This window comes from Aquiflexum sp. (assembly GCF_977115555.1).
Genome location: NZ_CDSBKL010000291.1, coordinates 1 through 5357, shown reverse-complemented (window position 1 = coordinate 5357; position 5357 = coordinate 1). Strand labels below are relative to the sequence as shown.

At 43.0% G+C, this 5357-nt stretch carries 4 protein-coding genes; all 4 read right to left on the bottom strand.

Annotation, left to right across the window (positions count from 1 at the left end; translation table 11 throughout):
- Positions 1 to 642, bottom strand: a 642-nt coding sequence (locus ACZFYI_RS15135) for an AGE family epimerase/isomerase (RefSeq protein ID WP_462524967.1), incomplete at its 3' end; no start/stop codon positions are given.
- Between the two features lie 114 nt (positions 643 to 756).
- Entirely contained in the window at positions 757 to 2358 is a 1602-nt protein-coding gene (locus ACZFYI_RS15130) for a GMC family oxidoreductase (RefSeq protein ID WP_462524966.1), read from the bottom strand.
- A gap of 92 nt (positions 2359 to 2450) precedes the next feature.
- Positions 2451 to 4133: an AMP-binding protein gene (locus ACZFYI_RS15125; protein ID WP_462524965.1), complete on the bottom strand. Its 1683-nt coding sequence runs from the start codon at positions 4131 to 4133 to the stop codon at positions 2451 to 2453.
- 132 nt (positions 4134 to 4265) lie between these two features.
- The coding region (locus ACZFYI_RS15120; RefSeq protein WP_462524964.1) for an acyl-CoA dehydrogenase family protein at positions 4266 to 5357 on the bottom strand (1092 nt) is incomplete at its 5' end.

Genomic DNA, 5357 nt, shown 5'->3' with positions numbered 1-5357 from the left:
TTCTGAAGTAGAAGGCGTGTCGGCAGGACGCACTATCGGAGTTCCATCCTGCTCCAAATGCTGGAAATATCCCTTATGTACCGGATCGTGGCTATGTTCGTCCAACCATCTGAAGGCCTTGATCGCCATGTCTAATCCTGCAGAATCTCCCGTAGCACCAAAATATGCTGCCAAGGCATAGATACCGAAGCTATTGCCATAGGCTGTTTTATGAGGGGATTTATCCAAAAGAGGCGATCCAGACCTGTTGACCAATTGATAAAAACCTCCTCTTTCCTGATCCCACATTTTGTCTCTTAGGAATTCAAAGCCATGCTTGGCACCATCGGCGTAATGCGTTTGTCTTGGATACCTTGCGGCGGCTTTGGAATTGGACCAAAGGTGTCTTGCCTGCGTCACAATCATCTTTTCCTGACTGTTGTCCTTAAGCTGAAAATCGAATGTGAAATTGCTGAAGTAACCTCCGGAATCAATATCAATGGCTTTAGGGTACCATGTTTCCAAAAGGTTTTCCCTGAGTGATTTTTCCATTTCATCGGCTAAGAGCTTGTATTTATTTTCTTCGACTTCTGATTTTTCGGTTTTTTGGCAGGAAGAAAGGAAAAGAAGGGAAAGAAAAAAGAGGCTGATTTTCAGTTTCATAGATTGGTTGTTTTAGGCAATCTTAAAATTATTCAAATTTTTGGATTGTAAAAAAGAAAGAAAATCATCTCCAAAATAACAATTCCTACTTTTAACATAAATCAAAGCAATTATTTAAGCATTGTCCAAAATCATATCCGAAGCTTTCTCCCCTATCATGATGCAGGCAGCGTTAGTATTGCCTGAAATAATGGTGGGCATGATGGATGCATCGGCTATCCTGAGTCCTGAAATCCCTTTGACTTTCAGCTTTTCGTCCACAACCGCCATATTGTCCTGACCCATTTTGCAGGTACCAACAGGATGATAAAGGGTCTCCAAGCTTTTTTTGATATGTTCTATCAAGCTTTTTTCATCGAATTTCTTGGGAAGATAAATTCCTGACTCACTGAAATCCTGCAATGGGGAAGTCTCCATCACAGTTTTGGCTTTCAGCATTCCTTTTATCAAAACCTCCAAATCTCTTCCGTCTGAAAGGAAATTGGGCTGAATCAAAGGTGCTTCAGTTGGCTTATTGGACTTCAGACCAATAAATCCGCGGCTTTCAGGTCTGATCAAAATCACCATAATTGAAAATCCGCTTTTGTATGGAAAGGTCTTGTAATCATATATGTCTGTGCTGTAATCTGCTGCCACAGCCGAAACAGCAAGATGAAACTGCAAGTCAGGCCTTTCCAAACCTTCCTCTGACGCTAAAAATGCATTGGCAGTCAAAGGACTGTTTCCCAAAGGTCCTTTTTTGAAAAGTAAGTAATTCAAAAAGGATTTACCCATTTGAAGTGGTTTCAAGGTATGGTTATCAGTGTGGATTTTGGAAAATGAACTCACTCCCGACCAAACATGGTCAATCAGGTTTTGACCTACTCCAGGTAGGTGATGAAAAACTTTGATCCCAAATTTGGCGAGGTAACCCTTGTCACCTATCCCCGAAAGCATCAAAATCTGTGGGGATTTGATCGCCCCGGCACTCAGGATGATTTCTTTGGAAGCGGTGATTTTTTCCACCTCACCTTTTGCATTGAGTACTTCTACACCGGTGGCTATGAGATTTTCGATCAGGATTCTTGTCACCGTTAATCCTGTTTTTACTGTCAGATTTTTCCTATGCAAAACCGGTTTGAGGAAAGCAATTGCTGTGCTTTGTCTTTTGTTATCTTTGATGTTGAACTGAAGCATAGAGGCACCAAACTGCTTAGCGCCGTTGTATTCTTCATTGTGGGGAATCCCGTTTCTTTGGCAGGACTCAATAAATACATGTCCCAAAGGGTGTGGCTGACGGGAATAGCCAATATGCAAAGGACCTAGTTTTCCATAATATTCCCCGGAGAAATCCTCATTGTGCTCGGATTTTTTGAAAAAGGGCAACACATCCAGGTATGCCCAACCTTTATTCCCCAAAGCTTCCCATTCATCAAAATCAAGTTTATTTCCCCTTACATAAGCCATAGCATTGGTACTGCTGCTACCACCCAGGACTTTTCCTCTTGGCACAAAAAGTCTTCTTCCATCTACATTTTCCTGTGGCTCCGTCCAAAAAGCCCAATCCACTTCTGACCTATGCAGTTTAGTATAGCCACCTGGTATATGGATTTCTTGCTTGGTATCCTTATCTCCGGCTTCAATAAGCAGAACAGAATTTTTTGGATTTTCTGAGAGCCGGTTTGCCAAAACACATCCTGCAGAACCTGCGCCAATAATGATATAGTCGAATTGCATTTGGGTTACTTTTGGGTTTATTGGATCAAAATAAAAAAGGATGCGAACTCTTCAAAGTGCCGCATCCTTTATGTTTTTCTTTGATTTACAAATCAGGCCGTAATTGTTTTTTCGTGCATTTCCTTGATCTTCCTGCGGAGAATTTTTCCCACATTGGATTTTGGCAATTCATCGGCAAAGTACACTTCTCTTGGAACCTTGTAATTGGTCAGGCTTTCTTTTGAAAAAGCTATGATTTCCTCAGCCGTTACCGATTTGTCTTTTGCTACTACATAGGCGACCACTTTTTCATTGGATTTGGGATCAGGCATGCCGATGACGCCGACTTCCAACACCTTTGGATGGAGTGCAATGGCATTTTCCACTTCGTTTGGATAGACATTGAATCCCGAAACGAGAATCATTTCTTTTTTTCTATCGACGATTTTGACAAAACCATCTTCATCCAAAATGGCAATATCACCGGTTTTGAACCAGTCTCCGTCCATGACTTTGGCTGTTTCTTCGGGTCTATTCCAATAGCCTTTCATCACTTGTGGTCCTTTGATACAGATTTCCCCGCGATGTCCTATACCCAAATCTTTTCCTTCATCATCGATGATTTTGACATCGGTATTGGGCAAAGGAATCCCTATGGTACCGATTCTTTCTGTACCGTCTATCGGGTTGCAGGTAGCCACAGGAGAGGTCTCGGTCAGTCCATAACCCTCTGCCAATGGCACACCAGTGATTTTCTCCCATTTTTTGGCAGTAGCTTCCTGCACGGCCATACCACCACCGACTGCAACTTTGAGTGTGGAAAAATCAAGGTTTGCAAAACCCTCAGCATTCATCAATCCATTGAAAAGTGTGTTCACACCTGTGATAACGGTGAATTTCACTTTGCTGAGTTCTTTGATAAATCCAGGCATATCACGCGGATTGGTAATCAGGACATTGTGAGCCCCGATCTTCATCATCGCAAGGCAATTGACTGTCAGTGCAAAAATATGGTATAGGGGAAGTGCGGTTATAACTATCTCCTCCCTTTCCTTCAGTTTTGGTTTCATCCATTCAGAAATCTGCTGCATGTTGGCGCAGATGTTTCCGTGGGTAAGTTCAGCCCCTTTGGATACGCCTGTAGTTCCGCCTGTATATTGGAGATAGGCGGAATCGGCTAAAGTCATTTCCTCTCTTTTGTAATTGCCGGATGCGCCCAAAGACATCGCTTTTTTCCATCCAATAGCTTTTGGAAGGCTGTATGCCGGCACCATTTTCTTGACATATTTGACGACAAGGTTGACGATAGTTCCTTTTAATCCGCCCAACATGTCCCCCAATTCTGTGATGATGACATGCTTTGCTTCAATTTCCTCATATATTTTTTCAAGATTATTGGCAAAATTTGCCAAAATCACAATCGCTGACGCACCCGAATCATTGAACTGATGCTTCATCTCTGTGGGAGTATAAAGTGGATTGGTGTTGACCACCACCATTCCGGCTCTCAACACGCCAAACATAGCTACGGGATATTGGAGGCAATTTGGCATTTGAATCGCAACCCGGTCGCCTTTTTTCAACTTCAGGTGATTTTGGAGGTAGGAAGCAAAGTCTTTGGACAGCTTGTCTACATCATTGAAAGTAAGGGTCTTGCCCATGCATTCATAGGCTATGGAATTGCCGAATTTTTTGACACTCTCTTCAAAGAGATTCACCACAGAGCTATAAGCCTGAACATCTACGTCTGTCTTGACCGAACTCGGGTAAAATTCATACCAGGGAAAATTATGCATAAAGGTTTATTATTTTGGGTTGAATTTGAGTTTATGAATTATCAGTTTTAAATATAAAAGATAAAAGTTTGGAAAAAAATAAAGCCAATTCCCTTTGACAGAAATTGGCCTCACATTGCGACAATTGGGATTTCACTGTAAAATTTTCCTTGCAATCAGCTCCTTCATGATCTCATTTGTTCCGGCATAAATCCGCTGCACCCTGGCGTCAGCAAAAGCCCTAGCTACTGAATAATCCCACATATAGCCATAACCCCCGTGCAGCTGTACACATTCATCCGAAACGTTGCACTGAAGTTCAGTCAAGAGAAACTTTGCTGAAGATGCCATCGCACCATCTACTTTCTTTTGGTTATGCAACAAGACCAATTGATCCGCATAGATTCTGCCTTGCTCTAGCTTCGCTCCCATCTCTGCGAGTTTAAATCTTGTATTCTGAAAATCAGAAACCATTTTCCCAAAAGCAGGTCTGTTTTTGACATAGTCCACAGTAGAGATAAAAGTCGATTCCGCCAATGCAATCGCCGCCAAACCCACAATCAGCCGTTCCTGCGCCAACTCTGTCATCAGGTATTTGAATCCCTCACCTACGTTCCCGAGGAGGTTTTCCTTTGGAACTTTCACATCTTCAAAAAACAATTCGCAGGTATCCTGCGCATGTAGACCCACTTTGTCAAAGGGAACTCCCTTAGAAAATCCCGCCATGTCTTTGTCCACAATGAAAAGGCTGATTCCTTTGGCACCTTTGCTTGGGTCAGTTTTGGCTGCCACGACCACAATGTCACAGAGAAAGCCGTTGGTGATGAAGGTTTTGGAACCGTTGATGAGGTAATGATCACCTTTATCCTCAGCAGTGGCCCGGATAGCCTGCAGGTCAGAACCGGCGCCAGGCTCGGTCATGGCAATGGCGGAAATCAAATCCCCGCTGATCATTCCGGGAATATATTTGGCTTTGGCAGCTTCTGTCCCGTAATGATGGATATAAGGAAACACAATATCAGAGTGAAGCGGATAGCCAATCGCAGGACCCGAGCAACCGGAAAGTCCCAATTCCTCGATAAAAACCGCATTGTACCTGAAATCCTGAATTTCCAAACCACCGTATTGCTCAGGGGCTTGGAGGCAAAGGAATCCGTTTTCTCCAAGTTTCTTCCAAGATTCCCGGGTGACTTGCTTGTCTTTTTCCCATTGGGCATTGTTTGGAGTGATTTCTTTGGCAATAAA